Origin of the sequence: Streptomyces sp. NBC_00461 (genome assembly GCF_036013935.1) — a bacterium.
Classification (GTDB): Bacteria; Actinomycetota; Actinomycetes; order Streptomycetales; family Streptomycetaceae; genus Streptomyces.
On the sequence record NZ_CP107902.1, the window covers coordinates 5,492,278 to 5,511,192 of the forward strand.

Sequence of the window (18,915 nt, forward strand, 5' to 3'; positions counted from 1 at the left end):
TCGGTGGGCAGGGCTGTACTGCTTGCCGACCAGACTTCCCGGCACACCTTGAGGGTCACGTTGTTTTGTTTAGTTTACCTAAAAGGGGCGCCCTGCGCTCTTCGCGCCGGACGCCCCTTCGGGGACGGGGGACTCCGCGGGGTCTCAGTCCTCGCTCGGCGCCGCCGGCAGCTTCGTTTGGATCAGGTCCATCACCGTCGAGTCCGTCAGCGTGGTCACGTCACCGAGCTGGCGGTTCTCGGCGACATCCCGCAGCAGGCGCCGCATGATCTTGCCGGAGCGCGTCTTGGGCAGCTCGGCGACCGGAAGGACCCGCTTCGGCTTGGCGATCGGGCCGAGCGTGGTGCCGACGTGGGCTCGCAGGTCGGCGATGAGGTTCTCGTCCTCGGCGTTCGCCGTGCCGCGCAGGATCACGAAGGCGACGATCGCCTGGCCCGTCGTCTCGTCCGCGGCGCCGACGACGGCCGCCTCGGCGACCGAGGGGTGGGACACCAGCGCCGACTCCACCTCCGTCGTCGAGATGTTGTGCCCGGACACGAGCATCACGTCGTCGACCCGGCCCAGCAGCCAGATGTCCCCGTCGTCGTCCTTCTTCGCCCCGTCACCGGCGAAGTACTTGCCCTCGAAGCGCGACCAGTACGTGTCGAGGAACCGCTGGTCGTCGCCCCAGATGGTGCGCAGCATGGACGGCCACGGCTCGGTGAGGACCAGGTAACCGCCGCCGCCGTCGGGCACCTCGTTGGCCTCGTCGTCGATGACGGTCGCGGAGATGCCGGGCAGCGGGGTCTGCGCGGAACCGGGCTTGGTCTCGGTGACGCCCGGCAGCGGCGAGATCATCATCGCGCCGGTCTCGGTCTGCCACCAGGTGTCGACGATCGGCGTCCGGTCGGCGCCGATGTGCTTGCGGTACCAGATCCAGGCCTCGGGGTTGATCGGCTCACCCACGGAACCCAGCACCCGCAGGCTGCTGAGATCGAACTTCGCGGGGATGTCGTCGCCCCACTTCATGAACGTACGGATGGCGGTCGGCGCCGTGTACAGGATCGTCACCCCGTACTTCTGCACGATCTCCCAGAAGCGGCCCTGGTGCGGGGTGTCCGGCGTGCCCTCGTACATGACCTGCGTCGCGCCGTTGGCCAGCGGCCCGTAGACGATGTACGAGTGTCCGGTGACCCAGCCGACGTCGGCCGTGCACCAGTAGACGTCCGTCTCCGGCTTGAGGTCGAAGACGGCGTGGTGCGTGTACGCGGTCTGCGTGAGGTAGCCGCCGGAGGTGTGCAGGATGCCCTTCGGCTTACCCGTCGTACCGGAGGTGTACAGGATGAACAGCGGGTGCTCGGCGTCGAACGCCTCGGGCGTGTGCTCGGCCGACTGCCGCTCGACGATCTCGTGCCACCACACATCGCGGCCCTCGGTCCAGGCGACCTCCTGACCGGTACGGCGTACGACGAGGACGTGGTTCACGTTGTCCACGCGCGCGACGGCGTCGTCGACGGCCGGCTTCAGCGCGGACGGCTTGCCGCGCCGGTAGCCGCCGTCGGTGGTGATGACGACCTTGGCGTCGGCGTCCTGGATACGGGTGGCGAGGGCGTCGGCCGAGAAGCCGCCGAAGACCACGGAGTGTGCGGCGCCGATCCGGGCGCAGGCCAGCATCGCGACCGCCGTCTCCGGGATCATCGGCATGTAGACGGCGACCCGGTCGCCTGCCTGAACACCCAGCTCCAGCAGGGCGTTGGCGGCTTTCGACACCTCGTCCTTGAGCTCGGCATAGGTGATCGCCCGGCTGTCGCCGGGCTCGCCCTCGAAGTGGATGGCGACCCGGTCGCCGTTGCCCGCCTCGACATGGCGGTCCACGCAGTTGTACGCGACGTTGAGCGCGCCGTCCTTGAACCACTTGGCGAACGGCGGGTTCGACCAGTCCAGCGTCTCGGTCGGCTCCTTGGCCCAGGTCAGCCGACGTGCCTGCTCGGCCCAGAAGCCGAGCCTGTCAGCCTTGGCCTGCTCGTACGCCTCCGCCGTGACGTTGGCGCCCGCGGCGAGGTCAGCCGGCGGCGCGAAGCGTCGCTCCTCCTTCAAGAGGTTGGCCAGGCTTTCGTTGCTCACGACATCTCCCTTTCTCAGGGTGTCCGTTGTGTCCCAGGCCACAGCTCATCAGACCCGGGGGGCCGGTGACAAGGGCCGACGGTAAATTGGTTTAGACCTGTCGGCGGGGGTGGTGCGGCGCCCGGCGTCATCCGTACCCACGGACACCGACGGGGCGGAGTTCAGCACTTGTAACGCCTCTCACATCCCAGTGCACCGACGCCGCGTGGACCTTGTCACGACTTTAGTGGCGCAGGCGTGCCGGGGGGCGGTCCGCCCCCCTGAACGCACCCCGGGTGTGCGGCCCGCGTCGATCCGGCCGCACACCCGGGGCGGACCGGCACCGGTCAGGCGGACAGGCCGGCCGCCTCCACGTGGTCGAACACCTCGTCACCATCCGTCCCCGTCAGCAGATACGCCTGAGCCTCGCCCACGTGGAAATACATGCCGTGCAGCTCCAGCGCACCCTCCCGCAGGGCCCGGGACACCGACTCGTGGGTGTGCAGGTGCTCCAACTGCTGGACCACATTGGTCAGACAGAGCTGCTCGACCGCGTCGGCCGGCGCCCGGCCCGCGAGCCGTGCCCACGGCCGGCCGTCGTCGGCCATGCGCTCCAGGCTGGGCAGCCCGTGCCGCAGCCACCGCTTGAGCGGCGTCGGGGGGCCGACCGGTTCGGCGGTGAGCAGCGCCTGCATGGCCCCGCACCCGGAGTGCCCGCACACGGTGATGGACCGCACCTTCAGCACATCCACGGCGTACTCGATCGCCGCCGCCACCGAGTCGTCGCCGCTCTCCTCGCCCGGCAGGGGAACGAGGTTGCCCACGTTGCGCACCACGAACAGGTCGCCGGGACCACTGGAGGTGATCATCGACGTGACGAGCCGTGAGTCGGCGCAGGTGAGGAAGAGCTGGGACGGCCGCTGCCCCTCCCTGGCCAGACGCGCCAGCTCACCCCGCACGAGCGGTGCGGTGTTGCGCTGGAACGCACTGATACCGCGCGCGAGTTGATGCCCGCTCCGGCTGTCCCGAGCGCTCCGACCGATCTGTCCGCTGGGGTTGCTCGGCCCACTCGGCTCGCTCGAACCACTCGGCTCGCTCGGCGCGCCGGTGTGGTCCGCGGGCGCCGCGGACCGCGACGGTTCGCACTGGTGGTTGCGCCAGGGCGTCCAGGGACGGCAGAGGCAGCCGACGGAGGACTCGCCGTGCCCCTCGGCGAGCGGCATGGGCTCGCTGCTGCGGGTACCGGGTCTGCGGCCGGTCAGCTCGACGGAGCCGCCCTGTGCCGTGTGCGTGTTCTGCCAGTCCTGCAGTGACTCGTACGCCGCGTGATCCATGAAGGACCCGTCCAACTCCACCACGGCGTGGGCGTCGTGGGGTACGAGATGCAGGGCCCGGCTGAGCCGCGGCACCGCGAGGAACGTCAACTGGCCCCGGACACGTACATGATGGACTCCTTCCCTCTCTTCGTGCGTGATGCGGGTGCGGGCCAGGCGCTGCATGGCGACGGCGACGGCCACGGCGATCCCGAGGGTCACGCCCTCCAGGACGCCTAGGACCACCACGCCGAGTGTGGTGACGGTGTACACCAGCACTTCCCGGTGGCGGGTCACCGTGCGGATGTGGTGCAGGGACACCATCTGGATGCCGACGGCCATCACCAGGGCGGCGAGTGAGGCGAGCGGGATGAACTCCAGGATCGGAACCATCAGCAGCGCGGCGACTACTACCAGAACGCCGTGCAGCATCGTGGAGTTCCGGCTCACGGCACCCGCGTTCACATTCGCCGAACTTCTCACGGCCACTCCGGCGACCGGCAGTCCGCCGAGCGCCCCGGAGACGATGTTGGCGGCGCCCTGCCCCAGCAGTTCGCGGTCCAGGTCGGCGCGGCCGACGCGGGCGGTCAGGCCGGGGCGCGCGGCGGCCAGCTTGTCCACGGCGACCGCACCGAGCAGCGACTGCACGCTGCACACCAGCGTGGTGGTGAGCACGGCCGCGATCAGGCCGAGCACCGGGCCCTCGGGAAGTCCGGCCAGGGCATGGCTGCTCCAGGACGGCAGGTCGACCTTGGCCATGCTCAGCCCGGCGAGCGAGGCGGCCGCGGTGGAGCCGGCCACCGCGACCAGTGCGGCCGGGATCCTGCGCAGCAGGCGCCCCACCCGACCGGGGATCCGCGGCCAGAGCAGCAGCAGGGTCAGGGTCAGCACGCTGACGGTCACCGCGGCGGGATGCAGGTTCGCCAACTGGGCCGGCAGCGCCCGGAGGTTGTCGAGGACGGAGCTCTGCGGGGTGCCGCCGAGGACGATGTGCAGCTGGGCCACGGCGATGGTGACGCCGATGCCGGCGAGCACGCCGTGCACGATGGCGGGGCTGACGGCGAGCGCGGTCCGGGCCACGCGCAGGCAGCCGAGGCCCAGTTGGGCGAGGCCGGCGAGGACCGTGATGGCACAGGTCGTACGCCAGCCGTAGTGGTGGATGAGGTCGGCGGTGACGACCGTGAGGCCCGCGGCGGGGCCGCTGACCTGGAGTGGACAGCCGCCGATCCGCCCGGCGACCAGTCCGCCGACCGCGGCGGCGACCAGGCCGGCCTGGAGCGGGGCGCCGGTGGCGAGGGCGATGCCCAGGGACAGGGGGAGGGCGATCAGGAAGACCGCGATCGAGGCCGACACATCGGCTCCGGCGACGCGGAAGCGGCGGTGCGGGGCCGGGGGTGGACTGTGGGGCTGGTGGACGCTCTCGGTCCGAGTCGAGTTGGTGGTGCGAGTGGGGGCACAAGCTGACATGTTCCCGTCTCCTCCGGGGCAGCGCGGTCGCGGATCAGGTCGTCCCGTCGATGGACGGGGGCGGGTCGCGGCCGTGGGTCACGGCGTGCAGCGGCGGGATAAATCAACGCTCGGTAAACGAATCGTAATTCAGAGTAAAGGCCAGGCATAGACTTTCCTGGCAAATGGGGCAACCACTCACTCCAATGAGTGAAGCGGTCATTTCATCGGCTTGTCGTACTAATTCCTTCTCGGCCCCGTGCGACCTTGGCGGCGCTGTCGGGCCTGCCCGGCACACCACCAGAAAACGTCCTCATCGGCGTTGACCTGAGAGAAGGAAGAAGGTGAGCGGAACATGGCCGCCACCCACAGGATCGCCGCGGGCGCAGTGATCGCCGTGGCCTGTGCCGCATCGGTCGCCGGCTGCGCGATCGGATCCAACGGTCCCAAGGCAGGTTCTCCCGGTCCGCCGAAGGCCCGGCCGGTCCAGGCGCCGGGAAGCGCGGTCCGGTTGATCGGCGACGGCTCCACCGCGTACACCGGAGCGCAGCCGCACCTGCCGAGACCCGAGCGTCTGCGACCGGGCCAGAAGCCACCGCAGTTCGTCGTCTTCTCCTGGGACGGCGCGGGCGAGGACAGCCAGAAGCTGTTCTCCCACTTCCGCAAGCTCTCCAAGGCCAACCACGCGACGATGACGTACTTCCTCAGCGGCGTGTACATGCTGCCGCAGGAGAAGCGCGACCTCTACAAGCCCCCGCAGCACTCGCCGGGCCGCTCCGACATCGGCTTCAACGACGAGAAGGGCATCGCCGACACCGTCAAGCAGCTACGCCTGGCATGGCTGGAGGGCAACGAGGTCGGCACCCACTTCAACGGCCATTTCTGCGGCAAGGACGGCGGAGTCGGCGAGTGGTCGGTCGACGAGTGGAAGAGCGAGATCAATCAGGCCAAGCAGTTCGTGAAGAGCTGGAAGACCAACGCCGACATGAAGAAGGCGGCTCCACTGCCCTTCGACTACGACAAGGAGCTCATCGGAGCGCGGACACCCTGCCTCGAAGGCCAGAAGAACTTCATGCGGGCCGCGAGCCAGATGGGCTTCCGCTACGACACCAGCGGGGTCAACGAACAGCTCTGGCCGAAGAAGAAGGAAGGCCTCTGGGACCTGTCCATGCAGCTCGTGCCCTTCCCCGGGCACTCCTACGAGCAGCTCACCATGGACTACAACTTCATGGTCAACCAGTCCGGCACCCAGACCCAGGGCGACCCCGACAAGTACGACTACTGGGGCGACCAGATGCGCGACGGCCTGCTCAAGGGCTTCCGCCGGGCCTACGAGGGCAACCGCGCGCCGCTGATCATCGGCAACCACTTCGAGTCCTGGAACGGCGGCACCTACATGCGGGCCATCGATGAGGTCGTCGAGAACGTCTGCAACAAGCCCGAGGTGCGTTGCGTGTCGTTCCACCAGCTCGCCGACTGGCTGGACGCCCAGGACCCGCAGACCCTGGCGAAGCTGCGCGCCCTGAACGTCGGCGAGGCCCCGAAGCAGGGCTGGGCGTCCTTGCTGTCCGGCCGCCCCGCCCCGGCCCCGAAGGGTGCGCCCGGGGCGCCGGCGGTCAAGCAGTGACGGTCACAGGGAGGCGGTGACGCTCTCACCGAGCACGAACCCGGGGTCGACCTGCGCCGCCAGGTCGGCCCCGGTGCGCGCGTTGCCCCACGAGTCCGCGTTCTTCAGGTGGAAGTGCACCATCTGGCGCATGTAGCGCTCCCGGTCGCGCAGCTCGTACGTCGCGTCCACGGCGACCTCAAGGGTGCGCAGGGCACGGCGGTTGGCGTCCTCCAGGAGCTCGAACCGGGGCGGGCGGCCCTTCTCCATGGCGCGCACCCAGTCCGAGTGCCCGACGGTCACCAGCAGGTCGTCCCCGACCTCGGCGCGGAGGAAGTCGAGGTCGTCCTGGCCCTGCACCTTGTTCCCGACGACCTTGAGCACGACGCCGAAGTCACGGGCGTACTCCTTGTACTGGCGATAGACGGAGACCCCCTTCCGCGTCGGCTCGGCGACGAGGAAGGTGATGTCGAAGCGGGTGAACATGCCGGAGGCGAAGGAGTCGGAGCCCGCCGTCATGTCCACCACGACGTACTCCCCGCGCCCGTCCACCAGGTGGTTCAGGCACAGCTCCACCGCTCCCGTCTTGGAGTGGTAGCAGGCGACCCCCAGGTCGGCGTCGGTGAAGGGGCCGGTGACCATCAAACGGACGGCGTCGCCGTCGAGTTCCACCGGCCGGGCGCAGGCCTCGTAGACCGGGTTGTCCTCGCACACCCGCAGCAGCCGCGAGCCCTCGCCGGGCGGGGTCGTCTTGATCATCGTCTCGGCGGAGGCGATGCGCGGATTCGAGCCGCGCAGGTGGTTCTTGATCAGTGGCAGCCGGTCGCCCATCGCGGGCAGTGCGGCGGCCTCCGCCTCGTCCAGGCCGAGCGCGGCCCCCAGATGCTGGTTGATGTCCGCGTCGACCGCGATGACCGGCGCACCGGTGGCCGCGAGATGGCGGATGAACAGGGAGGACACGGTCGTCTTGCCGCTGCCGCCCTTCCCGACGAAAGCAATTTTCATGTTCACCAAGGGTAGTGAGTTGATAGCTGTATGTGGCATCGGGAGTGAAGAAGACCACTCAAACGTGGGGCACGCGCCCGAGGTGGCTAGGGTCGTACTCATGAGTACGACAGGCGCGTCCGCCGATCCGCTCGCGGCCCTGGGTTCGCTGCCCGGTGTGACCGAGTCCGTGGAGTCCGTGCGCAAGGCCGTGGACCGGGTCTACGGACACCGGGTCATGAGGCGCCGCAGCAACGAGATCACCTCCGAGGCGGCGCTGCGCGGCGCTCGCGGGTCCGCGGCACTGTCCGGTGCCGACTGGGCCCTCGAAGAGGTGCGCCGGCGCACCGACTTCAGCGGTGACGACGATGCGCGCGTGGTGGGTGCGGCCCTGAGGCTGACCGCCGAGGCGGGTCAACTGCTCTCCATCTGGCGGCAGTCGCCGCTGAGGGTGCTGGCGCGACTGCACCTGGTGGCCGCGGCGGGCAACGGGGACGAGGTGGGACGGCCGCGACAGACGGGCGAGCCGGTCGACGAGCCGCTCATCGAACTGCCGCTGCCGGACGCCGACGAGGTGCACGGCCGGTTGGAGGGCCTGTCCGAGCTGGTCATCACCGGCAGCTCCGCGCCCGCCCTGGTGACGGCCGCCGTCGTCCACGGCGAACTCCTCGCGCTGCGCCCCTTCACGTCCCGCAACGGCCTCGTCGCGCGCACCGCCGAACGCATCGTCCTGGTGGGCAGCGGCCTCGACCCGAAATCCGTGTGCGCCGCCGAGGTCGGCCACGCCGAGCTGGGGCGCGCGGCCTATCTGGCGGCGCTGGACGGATACGTCTCCGGTACTCCGGAGGGCATGTCCGCCTGGATCGCCCACTGCGGCAGGGCGGTCGAGCTGGGCGCGCGCGAGTCCACGGCCGTGTGCGAGGCGCTGCAGCGTGGGGCGGCGTAAGAAACCGGGGAAAAGGGTTGCGGCGGTACGAGGATTCGTACCGCCGCTGGCATGTTCACCGGGTTACCAAGCGTCCTCGATGTATTGCCCATCAGGCCGGGAACGTTGCCCGTCACCTGGTGCGGCTGGCCCGTAATCGACGGGTCGACGTCGCGTGGGTGCTCGATGTCCATGCTCGGTCCGTGGGCCAAATGCGTTATTAAGGTGATCCTTTCGGATGTCCTTGGTCTCGCGGGCCGTTAACCCCTTTGTACTCCAGGACCGAAGCAAGCGGAACCCCCGGCTGTGCTTCTTTACTTTTAGTCTCAAATAGGTTGCAAACGGGCGTCGGTATATCGAACGAGGTCGGGCAGTCGGTGAACCGGCAGTTCAGGCGACCGCCGACCGGCGTCGGCTCGCGTACCAGACCAGACCCGCGGTGGCGGCCGCGGCGCCTATTGCGGCGGCCGCGACGAGTGCCGGACGGGGCGGTACGGAGAATGTCGGGATCCGCTGCTTGAGCCGGACCGGCCGGTGGAAATCGAGAATCGGCCACCCGCGCGCGAGTGCCTCGCGGCGCAGCGTGCGGTCCGGGTTCACGGCGTGCGGATGACCGACCTCCTGCAGCATCGGCAGATCGGTCGCCGAGTCGCTGTAGGCGTAGCAGCGGTCGAGGTCGTACCCCTCGGACCGGGCCAGTTCCTTGACCGCCTCCGCCTTCGTCGGGCCGTACGCGTAGTACGCCACCTCGCCGGTGAAGCAGCCGTCCTCGCCGACGACCATGCGCGTCGCCACCACGCGGTCCGCGCCGAGCAGCTCGCCGATCGGCTCCACCACCTCGGCGCCCGACGTCGACACGATGACGACGTCGCGGCCGGCGGTGTGGTGCTCCTCGATGAGGGAGGCGGCCTCGTCGTAGATGATCGGGTCGATCAGGTCGTGCAGGGTCTCGGCGACGATCTCCTTGACCTGCTGGACGTTCCAGCCACGGACGAGCTGCGAGAGGTACTTGCGCGTCCGCTCCATCTGGTCGTGGTCCATGCCGCCGACGAGGAAGACGAACTGGGCATATGCGGTACGCAAGGCGGCGCGGCGGTTGATCAGCCCGCCTTGGTAGAACGACTTGCTGAACGTGAGCGTGCTCGACTTCGCAATGACCGTCTTGTCCAGGTCAAAGAAGGCAGCTGTGCGGGGCGAGGAGTGGTTTTCCACGACCCCGAGCATAGGCGCAGCCCATTCGGCGTAAGGTGTGGCGCGTGGGTTTGCCTGAGAAGGCTCTCGGGTACACCATGGAAGTCACGGATCGTTCGCGACCGTGCTAACGCGGTCCGGCTCCTCCCCCCCCGAGTCGGCCGTGAAGGCGACCCCCACTCTCCCCCCCGGTGGGGGTCGTCGCATGTCCGGGTGGGTTTTTCCTCTTTTCATGCGGCTGTACGGCCGTTGCGAGGCGGCTGCGGCCGCCTCTTCCGCATGCCCGCGATCCGTCACTGTGCGTAGCCGTCGAGCTGCTCTGAGGAAGTCGCGCGGAGGTCGTCGAGGGCGCCACCGGTATGGGTGACGGCGATATTCACAACCGCCGACTTGTCCACAGTTATCGACCAAGATCCACACGATTCCCGGGATCGCTGCACCGTGATTCAAACGCGTCCGCTCACGCCGAGTTCATGACCGGTTCCGGTTTGTCGGGCGGGTTTGGCCGGTTCGTATCGGCCGTTCATATGGAGACCGCTTGCCGGTTCTTCACACGTTTGGGAATCGCGTGGCCGCAGGGGCTGCGCGAGAGATGCAGCGATGGGGGATGGAAACCGTGACCGGAGCCGTCACACACGAACCACCGCCCGCCGCCTCGGGGCGGCAGGCCGGACCACTGATCGTCACGGAGGACGTCGAGCTGCTCGACGACCTGCTGCGGCTGTGCGCCGCGGCGGGCGCGACGCCCGAGGTCCACCACTCGTTTCCGCAGCGTGCGGGCGGTTGGGAGGCCGCACCGCTCGTCCTGGTCGGCGACGACGCGGCACGGCGCGTGCGCGGGGCCGCACGCAGGCGAGGAGTGGTGCTGGTCGGCCGTGACCAGGACGACTCCGGGGTCTGGCGCCGGGCCGTCGAGATCGGCGCCGACCACGTGCTGATGCTGCCCGACGGCGAACAGTGGCTGGTCGACCGGATCGCGGACGTGGCCGAGGGCGTGGGGCGGCCCGCCCTCACCGTGGGCGTCATCGGGGGCCGCGGCGGGGCCGGAGCATCCACACTCGCGTGCGCCCTCGCCGTCACCTCCGCGCGCGAGGGACTGCGCACCCTGCTCGTGGACGCCGATCCACTGGGCGGTGGACTGGATGTACTCCTCGGCGGCGAGAGCGCCGAGGGGCTGCGCTGGCCCGCCTTCGCCGCCTCCCGCGGGCGGGTCGGCGGCGGCGCCCTGGAGGAGTCGCTGCCACAGCTCCACTCCCTGCGGGTGCTCAGCTGGGACCGAGGTGACCGTATCGCCGTCCCGGCTCAGGCCGTACGGGCGGTGCTCGCCGCGGCCCGGCGACGCGGCGGCACCGTGGTCGTCGACCTGCCGCGCCGTGTCGACGACGGGGTCGCCGAGGCCCTTGCCCAGCTCGACGTCGGGCTCCTGGTGGTCCCCGGCGAACTGCGCGCCGTGGCCGCGGCCGGGCGGGTGGCGTCCGCCGTCGGCATGGTCCTGCGCGACCTGAGGGTCGCGGTACGGGGTCCGTACGCACCCGGGCTCGACGACCGTGAGGTGGCCCGGCTGCTCGGACTGCCACTGGCAGGCGAACTGCCCGTGGAGACGGGCCTGCTGCGCCCGGGGGAGAGCAAGGCACCGCCCGCTGCAGGCGGCCGCGGGCCCCTGGCGCGCTTCTGCAAGGAGTTCTGGGAGCGGGCGCTGGTCGAAACGGGTGGCGCATGAGTGGCGGTCCGGGCGCTTCGCAGGCGCCGTGGAGGTCGAGCGGCATCGCGGCCACTGCGACGACCGGTCCGGGCCCGTCGCAGGGGCTCCTGGACGGCGTACGGCAGTGGCTCGTCGAGAGCGGGGCCGAGCCGACACCCGCGCGCGTGGCGCAGGCGTTGCGGGAGCAGGGGCGGGTCCTGGGTGACGCCGAAGTCCTCGGCGCGGCCGAGCAGTTGCGGTCCGAACTGGTCGGCAGCGGTCCACTGGAACCGCTGCTCGCCGATCCGTCGGTCACCGACGTGCTGGTGACGGCCCCGGACCGGGTCTGGGTGGACCGGGGCGGCGGACTGGAGCTGACCTCGGTGTCCTTCCCGGACGCCGGTGCCGTACGACGTCTCGCGCAGCGCCTGGCCGCGGTGGCCGGACGGCGGCTCGACGACGCCCGGCCGTGGGCAGACGCCCGGCTGCCCGACGGGACGCGACTTCATGCGGTGCTGCCCCCCGTGGCCGTGGCCTGCACATCTCTGTCGCTGCGCGTCGTACGGCCCCGGGCGTTCACCCTCGACGAACTGGTTGCGGCGGGCACGGTGCCGCCGGGCGGGGACCGCGTGCTGCGCGCGCTGCTGGACGCGCGGCTGTCGTTTCTCATCAGCGGCGGGACGGGCAGCGGCAAGACGACGTTGTTGAGCGCGTTGCTGGGGCTGGTCGGACGCGGCGAGCGGATCGTGCTCGCCGAGGACTCGGCGGAGCTGCGGCCGGACCATCCGCATGTCGTCCGCCTCGAGACCAGACCCGCCAACCAGGAGGGCGCCGGACTCGTCACGCTGCAGGACCTCGTGCGGCAGGCACTGCGGATGCGGCCCGACCGGTTGGTCGTGGGCGAGGTGCGCGGGCCCGAAGTGGTGCATCTGCTGGCCGCGTTGAACACCGGCCATGAGGGGGGCTGCGGCACCGTGCACGCCAATGCCGCCGCCGATGTACCGGCCCGGCTGGAGGCGCTCGGTACGGCGGCCGGGCTCGACCGGGCCGCGCTGCACAGCCAGTTGGCGGCGGCGCTGTCGGTGGTTCTGCATCTCGTGCGGGACCGGACCGGGCGGCGGCGGATCGCCGAAGTACACGTCCTGGAGCGAGATCCGTCAGGGCTGGTGCGGACGGTGCCGGCGCTGCGGTGGGGCGCGGAGGCGTTCGCGTACGAGCGGGGGTGGGAGCGGCTGCGGGGGCTGCTTCAGAGCGAGAAGCAGTAGCGGGACCAGGAACGGGAGCGGGACCAGGAACGGGAGCGGGAGCGAGAGGGAGCGGTGACGGGGATGGAGATCGGGATGGGCGGGACGGCGATGGGGGCGGCCGTGGTGTGTGCCGGTGCGGCTGCCCTGCTGATGGGCGGATGGCACTCCGGGGCGCGCCGGGCCCAGCTGTTGCTCGCGGGCGGCGGAGTGGTGGGCGCCGGGCCGCCCTCCTGGCGGGATGCGGCCGGGGAGCTGCGGCGCATCCGCGGGCGGCTGCGGGCCGAGTGGTGGGCACTGTTCGCGGGCGTGGTGCTGGCGATTCTGGGTGCCTCGGTGCTGCCGGTCGTCGCGGGGGCGGCCGGGGTGCCCCTGCTACGGAGGGTCCGGCTGGCCGGGGAGGCCCGGCGGGACCGGGAGAGCCGCGGGGAAGCCGTGATCGCGCTGTGCGGGGCGCTCACCGGGGAGGTGCGCGCCGGGCGGCAACCGGGAGAGGCGCTGCTGCGTGCCGCACAGGATTCCGGCGGGCTCGGGAGCGGGCAGGCCGTGGTGCTGGCGGCGGCGCGGTTCGGCGGCGATGTGCCGGGCGCGCTGGCGGTGGCGGCGCGCCAACCGGGCGCCGAGGGACTCCTGGGCCTCGCGGCGTGCTGGCGGGTGGCCGTGGACCAGGGCGCGGGCCTCGCGGCCGGACTCGACCGGCTCGAAGGGGCGTTGCGCTCGGAGCGGGATCAACGCGCCGATCTGCGCGCCCAGTTGGCGGGGGCGCGGTCCACGGCGGTGATGCTCGCGGGGCTGCCGGCGCTGGGACTCGCCCTCGGCACGGCCCTCGGGGCCCACCCGCTGCATGTGCTGCTGCACACCGGAGCCGGGCTCGGCTGTCTGTTGGCCGGCGGGTTGCTGGAGGGTCTGGGGATGTGGTGGGCGATGCGGATCGTGCGGGGAGCGGAGGCGGCGTGAGTGCGGAAGTTTTCCACAGGCTGGGGGTGACCGTGGGGGCGTTGCTCGTCCTCGGGTGGCTGCTGCTCCGGCTGGAGACGGTACGGCGTGAGCGGAGGGTGATCAAGCGGTTGGCCGGGCTTGTGGCAGGCGTCGAGGTGACGCGGGCCAGGCCGCGCTTGGAGGTGCGGGATGCCGCGCGCCGATGGCTGCCTGCCGTCGGGGTGGTGTGCGCGGGGTGGGTTCTGGTCGGCAACCTCGCCGGTGCCCTGGTGGGGCTGGTCGTCGCGGGCGGGCTGTGGCGGTGGCGTGCGCGGCAAGCGGCGGCAGGCGGTGCGGAGATCAACGACGCGAGCGAGGCGGCCCGTCAACTCCCGCTCTCCGCCGACCTGGTGGCCGCCTGCATCGCCGCCGGCGCGGGGACCGTCGTCGCGGCGCGGGCCGTCGGCGAGGCGCTGGGCGGCCCCGTCGGGGACGCGCTGGCGCGAGGCGCGGCTGAGGTGCGGCTGGGCGGCGAACCGGCCGAGGCCTGGCAAAGGCTCGCCGCGCTGCCGGGCGCAGGACCTCTGGCGCGGCTGCTGGAACGGGCCGACGTGTCCGGGCTGCCCGCCGCCACACCGGTCGCGCGCCTCGCGGCGGACGTCCGCGCCGACTGGGCCCGCGCCGCGACGACACGGGCCCGGCGGGCGGCCGTCATGGTCACCGCACCGGTAGGCCTGTGTTTCCTGCCCGCGTTCATCGCGATCGGCGTACTGCCTGTGGTGATCGGGCTCGCTGGCGGGGTGCTGGGAGGAGGTGGTGGATGACGGGAGTGACGGGAGTGGTCCGGACGGACGGCACCGGGAGGGTGCCGAGCAGCAGGCAGACGAGGTCGAGCGGCAAGGAGCCGACGTCGACGCGAGTGTCAACAGGACTGAGCCTTACGGGGGTTGAGATGTGCAAGGCGGTACGGGCGCGGCTGCGTGCCCTGGTGTGGGGGGCGCGAGCGGCGCAGAGGGACGCGGGGATGGTCACCTCGGAGTACGCGATGGGGATCGTGGCGGCGGTGGCCTTCGCGGTGGTCCTCTACAAGGTGGTGACGAGCGGGCAGGTCAGCGCGGAGCTGCAGGGCATCGTGAAGCAGGCGCTCGATGCGCGGATGTGAGAGCGGATGCGAGGAGGGTGCGGACAGGGGGTTCGTGACGGCGGAGTCGGCCGTGGTGCTGCCCGTGCTGGTGATGTTCACGATGGCGCTGGTGTGGGGGCTGCTGATGGTGGCCGCGCAGATCCAGTGCGTGGACGCGGCGCGGACGGGGGCGCGTGCGGCGGCCCGCCAGGACCCGGCCGACTCGGTGGTCGCGGTGACCCGCGAGGCTGCCCCGCGCGGTGCGGAGGTCACGGTCGACCGGGAGGGGGACCAGGTCCGAGTGGTCGTGGCGGCGAAGCCCCCTGCCCTGCACGGTCTGCCCTTCGAGGTGCGGGAGCAGGCCGTGGCTGCCACGGAGGAGACCGTGGGGGCGGGGTCGTGAGAGCCGGGTTCACAGCCGGGTTCTCGGGGCGCCGGTGGGCCCCCGGCCGGGACGGTGACCGTGGGTCCGCCACGGTATGGAGCGTCGGTGCGATCGCGGTGCTGTGCGTGGTGTTCGGCGTCGTGCTCGCCCTGGGGCAGGCCGTCGTGGTCCGGCATCGTGCGGCCGGCGGTGCGGACCTCGCGGCGCTGGCGGCGGCCGATCACTGGGCGGACGGGGCCGCGGGTGCCTGTTCCCGGGCCGACCGGGTCGCCCGGGCACAGGGCGCGCGGTTGGTGCGGTGCGAGGTCGTCGGCGAGATCTCGGACGTGACGGCGGCGTCGGGACGGGGGCCGTTCGCGGCGGAGGTCAGGGCACGGGCGGGACCTGCGGGGCCGGAGCCGGCACCTCCGTCACAGGCTCCGCCCCTGCCTTCTCCTCCGGAGCCCCCCGCAGCAGCACCGTGAGCAGTCGCACCGCCCCTGTCTTGTGCAGCGGATCGTTGCCGTTGCCGCACTTGGGGGACTGGATGCAGGACGGGCAGCCGGCCTCGCACTCGCAGGAGGCGATGGCCTGGCGGGTGGCGGTGAGCCAGGCGCGGGCGGTGTGGAAGGCGCGCTCGGCGAATCCAGCGCCGCCCGGGTGGCCGTCGTAGACGAACACGGTCGGCAGGAGGGTGTCGGGGTGCAGCGGGACCGACACCCCGCCGATGTCCCAGCGGTCGCAGGTCGCGAAGAGGGGCAGCATGCCGATCGAGGCGTGCTCGGCGGCGTGCAGGGCACCGCCGAGGATCTCCGGGTTGACCCGGGCCTCATCCAGCTGGTCCTCGGTGACCGTCCACCACACCGCGCGGGTGCGCAGCGTACGAGGAGGGAGGTCGAGTTTTGTCTCGCCGAGAACTTCACCGGTGATGAGCCGACGACGCAGGAAGGAGACCACCTGGTTGGTGACGTCGACGGAGCCGTAGCACAGGCGGCCGTCGCCCCAGGGGATCTCGGTGTCGGTCTCCAGGACGGAGATGGACGTCGTGTCGCGGGCGACCGTCGAGTACGAGGGGTTCGCCTGCTCGACCAGGGCCACCGAGTCCTCCAGGTCCAGGGAGCGCACGACGTACGTACGGCCCTGGTGGAGGTGGACCGCGCCTTCGTGGACGGTCGTGTGCGCGGCGCCCGCGTCGACCGTGCCGAGCAGGCGACCCGTGCCGGACTCGACGATCTGCACCGGCCGGCCGCCCCCGCCGCGGATGTCGGTGAGGTCGGCGGCCCGCTCCCGGCGCGTCCAGTGCCAGGCCTTCGTCCGGCGGCGCAGCAGCTTCGCGGCCTCCAGCTGGGGGAGCAGCTCCTCGCAGGCAGGGCCGAACAGGTCCAGGTCTTCGTCCGTCAAGGGCAGTTCCGCGGCGGCCGCGCACAGGTGCGGGGCCAGGACGTACGGGTTGTCGGGGTCGAGGACCGTGGACTCCACGGGCTGGTCGAACAGTGCCTCGGGGTGGTGGACCAGGAAGGTGTCCAGGGGGTCGTCACGGGCGACCAGGACGGCCAGCGCGCCCTGCCCGGAGCGTCCGGCGCGGCCTGCCTGCTGCCACAGGGACGCGCGTGTACCCGGATACCCGGCGATCACCACGGCGTCCAACCCGGAGATGTCGATGCCGAGTTCGAGGGCGGTGGTCGCGGCGAGGCCGAGGAGTTCCCCGGAGTGCAGGGCCTGTTCGAGGGCGCGGCGTTCCTCGGGGAGGTAGCCGCCGCGGTAGGCGGCGACGCGCCGGGCGAGGGAGCGGTCGACCTCGGCGAGGCGTTCCTGGGCGATCACCGAGACCAGCTCGGCGCCACGCCGGGACCGTACGAAGGCGACCGACCGGACTCCCTGCACGGTGAGGTCGGTCAGCAGGTCGGCCGTCTCGGCGGTGGCGGTACGGCGGACGGGGGCGCCTTTTTCGCCCTGCAGTTCGGTGAGCGGGGGCTCCCAGAGGGCGAAGACCAGTTCACCGCGCGGGGAGGCGTCGTCGGCGACCTCGACCACCGGGAGGCCGGTGAGGCGACGGGCGGCGACCGAGGGCTCGGCGGCGGTGGCGGAGGCCAGCAGGAAGACCGGGGAGGCGCCGTAGCGCGCGCACAGGCGGCGCAGACGGCGCAGCACCTGGGCGACGTGGGAGCCGAAGACGCCGCGGTAGGTGTGGCACTCGTCGATGACGACGTACTTCAGCGACTTCAGGAAGGAGGACCAGCGGGAGTGGGACGGGAGTATGCCGCGGTGCAGCATGTCCGGGTTGGTCAGGACGTAGTTGGCGTACTGGCGGACCCACTCGCGCTCCTCGAACGGAGTGTCCCCGTCGTACACCGCAGGACGGACGGCATTTCCGAGAGATTGTGAAAGTTCCTTCACAGAACGGCACTGATCGGCCGCAAGAGCTTTCGTGGGCGCCAGGTAGAGAGCGGTGGCGCCGCGGCCGTTCGGTGCCTCGGAGCCGTCCAGGAGCTTCGAGAAGACCGGAACCAGGTAGGCCAGGGACTTGCCGGACGCCGTGCCCGTGGCGACGATCACCGATTCGCCGTCCAGGGCGTGCTCCGCGGCGCGCGCCTGGTGGGTCCAGGGATGCTCGATACCCGCGGCCTGCACCGCGGCGACGACCTCCGAGCGAATCCGGTCAGGCCACACGGCATGGCGACCCTCACGCGGGGGCAAGTGCTCCGTATGAGTGATGCGCGAAGCCCGGCTCGGCCCGGAGGCGAGCCGGCCCAGGATCGTGCCTGGTTCGGGCCGGGAAGCGGGGCCCGCCGGGGATCGATCGGTTCGGTGATTCTTGGCCATCGGCACCGAGTGTGTCACTGGCGTGACGGACAATGGGACCAAGGCGTCGTGCACGCCTGCCGTAAGTGATTGAATGCCATCGCGGCTGGCGAACCGTTCCGGGGGCTCTGCCGAGGTGTCCCGAGGGACGACCGCTCGATTAGCAAGGTGCTGGAGGATCCGTGGACCTGTCCCTGTCGACCCGTACCGTCGGCGATCGTACGGTCGTCGAGGTCGGTGGAGAAATCGACGTATATACCGCGCCCAAGCTGCGCGAGCAGTTGGTCGAGCTGGTGAACGACGGGAGTTTCCACCTCGTCGTCGACATGGAGGGCGTGGACTTCCTCGACTCCACCGGGCTCGGCGTGCTGGTCGGCGGCCTGAAGCGGGTGCGTGCCCATGAGGGCTCGCTGCGCCTGGTCTGCAACCAGGAGCGCATTCTGAAGATCTTCCGTATCACCGGCCTCACCAAGGTGTTCCCGATCCACACCTCGGTCGAGGAAGCGGTGGCGGCCACCGACTGATCAACGTCCCTGGGAGCGGGACATGACCGCTCCCGGGACGGAAGAAGTTCCATGTGGGGGTCCGGGGCTTTCGGTGGCCCGGTCCCCCGGACAGCACGCCCGTAGTTCAGAGGGGGATGCATGGCCACCGTTGAACTCCGCTTCAGCGCGCTGCCCGAGCACGTCAGGACCGCCCGGCTGGTGGCGGCAGCGGTGGCGCGCAGGGCCGGAGTGGACGAGGCCGTCCTCGACGAGGTGAGACTCGCCGTCGGCGAGGCCTGTACCCGTGCCGTCGGACTGCACCAGAGCGCCGGCATCACGGCGCCGGTGAAGGTGCAGTTGGTCGAGGAGGAGAAGCAGTTCTCCATCGAGGTCGGTGACGAGGCACCCCGTTCGGTTCCCGGAGACAGGGCGCCGGGCTCGGCGGGCGAGGACATCGAGACCGAGGAGGACGAGATGGGCCTCGCGGTCATCAGTGGGCTTGTCGACGACGTCGAGGTCATCGCCGGAGAGCATGGCGGGCAGATCCGTATGACCTGGCCGACCACGCCACCCACCGCGGTCCTCACCTGACCGCACCCTCGTACGACATCCCGGGGCCCTGCTGAGCAGGGCCCCTTGGTGTTTTTCCGGACGTTCCCGCGAATTCGTGAATGAATTCACGATCAATGCTTGATAATTTGATCAAGCATCAATGCAGCGTCAATGCCTTTGAGGCGTTACCTCTTTCGGG

The 18,915-nt window shown here is 70.9% G+C and carries 16 protein-coding genes; 11 read left to right on the forward strand and 5 right to left on the reverse strand.

Annotated features, from left to right (window positions below):
* Positions 1-144: 144 nt before the first annotated feature.
* Both acs and OG870_RS25765 read right to left on the reverse strand, forming a co-directional pair.
* Entirely contained in the window at positions 145-2,145 is a 2,001-nt protein-coding gene (gene acs / locus OG870_RS25760) for an acetate--CoA ligase (protein ID WP_266518793.1), read from the reverse strand.
* Positions 2,146-2,429: 284 nt separating this feature from the next.
* Positions 2,430-4,862 (reverse strand): SulP family inorganic anion transporter, encoded by a 2,433-nt coding sequence (locus tag OG870_RS25765; protein ID WP_266838979.1) that lies wholly within the window; start codon positions 4,860-4,862, stop codon positions 2,430-2,432.
* Between the two features lie 334 nt (positions 4,863-5,196).
* Between OG870_RS25765 and OG870_RS25770 the strand changes: the two genes are divergently transcribed.
* Entirely contained in the window at positions 5,197-6,468 is a 1,272-nt protein-coding gene (locus tag OG870_RS25770; RefSeq protein ID WP_266518797.1) for a hypothetical protein, read from the forward strand.
* 3 nt (positions 6,469-6,471) lie between these two features.
* On the opposite strand, the gene OG870_RS25775 is transcribed toward OG870_RS25770, so the two are convergent.
* Entirely contained in the window at positions 6,472-7,452 is a 981-nt protein-coding gene (locus tag OG870_RS25775) for an ATP-binding protein (protein ID WP_266518799.1), read from the reverse strand.
* Positions 7,453-7,552: 100 nt separating this feature from the next.
* On the opposite strand from OG870_RS25775, the gene OG870_RS25780 reads away from it, so the two are divergent.
* On the forward strand, positions 7,553-8,377 hold the full coding sequence (locus OG870_RS25780; protein WP_266518801.1) for an oxidoreductase: 825 nt from the start codon (positions 7,553-7,555) through the stop codon (positions 8,375-8,377).
* A 369-nt stretch (positions 8,378-8,746) separates the two neighbouring features.
* Here the strand turns inward: OG870_RS25780 and OG870_RS25785 are convergent, their stop codons facing one another.
* Entirely contained in the window at positions 8,747-9,580 is an 834-nt protein-coding gene (locus OG870_RS25785) for an HAD family hydrolase (RefSeq protein ID WP_266518803.1), read from the reverse strand.
* A gap of 574 nt (positions 9,581-10,154) precedes the next feature.
* On the opposite strand from OG870_RS25785, the gene ssd reads away from it, so the two are divergent.
* The 7 genes from ssd to OG870_RS25820 all read left to right on the forward strand — a co-directional run bounded on the left by ssd (position 10,155) and on the right by OG870_RS25820 (position 15,362).
* On the forward strand, positions 10,155-11,267 hold the full coding sequence (gene ssd, locus OG870_RS25790) for a septum site-determining protein Ssd (protein WP_266838974.1): 1,113 nt from the start codon (positions 10,155-10,157) through the stop codon (positions 11,265-11,267).
* Entirely contained in the window at positions 11,264-12,493 is a 1,230-nt protein-coding gene (locus OG870_RS25795) for a TadA family conjugal transfer-associated ATPase (RefSeq protein WP_266838972.1), read from the forward strand. The genes ssd and OG870_RS25795 overlap by 4 nt, the downstream gene beginning before the upstream one ends.
* 63 nt (positions 12,494-12,556) lie before the next feature.
* Complete coding sequence (locus OG870_RS25800) at positions 12,557-13,429, forward strand: type II secretion system F family protein (protein WP_266838971.1); 873 nt, start codon at positions 12,557-12,559, stop codon at positions 13,427-13,429.
* Complete coding sequence (locus OG870_RS25805; protein WP_266518815.1) at positions 13,426-14,214, forward strand: type II secretion system F family protein; 789 nt, start codon at positions 13,426-13,428, stop codon at positions 14,212-14,214. The genes OG870_RS25800 and OG870_RS25805 overlap by 4 nt, the downstream gene beginning before the upstream one ends.
* A gap of 128 nt (positions 14,215-14,342) precedes the next feature.
* On the forward strand, positions 14,343-14,552 hold the full coding sequence (locus OG870_RS25810; RefSeq protein WP_266518817.1) for a DUF4244 domain-containing protein: 210 nt from the start codon (positions 14,343-14,345) through the stop codon (positions 14,550-14,552).
* Positions 14,539-14,916, forward strand: coding sequence for a TadE family type IV pilus minor pilin (locus OG870_RS25815; RefSeq protein WP_266838969.1), 378 nt, complete (start codon positions 14,539-14,541; stop codon positions 14,914-14,916). The genes OG870_RS25810 and OG870_RS25815 overlap by 14 nt, the downstream gene beginning before the upstream one ends.
* On the forward strand, positions 14,913-15,362 hold the full coding sequence (locus OG870_RS25820) for an Rv3654c family TadE-like protein (RefSeq protein ID WP_266838968.1): 450 nt from the start codon (positions 14,913-14,915) through the stop codon (positions 15,360-15,362). Before OG870_RS25815 ends, OG870_RS25820 begins: the two co-directional genes overlap by 4 nt.
* Here the strand turns inward: OG870_RS25820 and OG870_RS25825 are convergent.
* The gene (locus tag OG870_RS25825) at positions 15,265-17,700 is read right to left on the reverse strand and encodes a DEAD/DEAH box helicase (RefSeq protein WP_266588957.1); all 2,436 of its coding nucleotides are present in this window, start codon (positions 17,698-17,700) and stop codon (positions 15,265-15,267) included. The genes OG870_RS25820 and OG870_RS25825 overlap by 98 nt on opposite strands.
* Before the next feature lie 161 nt (positions 17,701-17,861).
* On the opposite strand from OG870_RS25825, the gene bldG reads away from it, so the two are divergent.
* Together bldG and OG870_RS25835 are read left to right on the forward strand one after the other, a co-directional pair.
* Complete coding sequence (bldG, locus tag OG870_RS25830; RefSeq protein WP_003975386.1) at positions 17,862-18,203, forward strand: anti-sigma factor antagonist BldG; 342 nt, start codon at positions 17,862-17,864, stop codon at positions 18,201-18,203.
* A 120-nt stretch (positions 18,204-18,323) separates the two neighbouring features.
* A complete protein-coding gene (locus OG870_RS25835; protein ID WP_266518825.1) occupies positions 18,324-18,755 on the forward strand; it encodes an ATP-binding protein in 432 nt (143 codons plus the stop codon).
* Positions 18,756-18,915 lie beyond the last annotated feature (160 nt).